The organism is Legionella waltersii (genome assembly GCF_001468085.1).
GTDB classification, from domain to species: domain Bacteria; phylum Pseudomonadota; class Gammaproteobacteria; order Legionellales; family Legionellaceae; genus Legionella; species Legionella waltersii.
The window spans coordinates 447,737-448,094 of sequence record NZ_LNZB01000060.1; the positions used below are offsets into that span (position 1 = coordinate 447,737).

The window sequence follows — 358 nt, forward strand, 5'->3', positions numbered from 1 at the left end:
GTATTATGGCCTGCAGATGCCACGATTCCACGGCGAGAAATTTTTCTTTCTGCCACCAGCTCTTTGATTGCCTCACGAAATTCTCTGTTCACCTGAATGAGGCGTTCACGGTCATTGGGTGTAGCGAACTTAACTATTTCTTTCAGCACGTCTTTGCCCAGATAGTCAGCGGACAAACTTGGTTCTATCATATCGGTTCTCCTTTAAATAGGTTGATTAAGGGTTATTAAGAGATTACGACCGATGTGGAGTAGGAGTTGCTATGCGCCTCCCTATGGTAGCGACTCGGATTGAATTGGACTGGATTGGGGGCAATGTTTAATCAAGCACGAACAACCGAGCCGCGACCATAAGGGAG

General features: G+C 46.6%; 1 protein-coding gene. It reads right to left on the bottom strand.

Annotation, left to right across the window (positions count from 1 at the left end; genetic code table 11):
- A partial coding sequence (locus tag Lwal_RS17765; RefSeq protein WP_193787239.1) for a hypothetical protein occupies positions 1 to 191 on the bottom strand: 191 nt, incomplete at its 3' end.
- Positions 192 to 358: the final 167 nt, after the last annotated feature.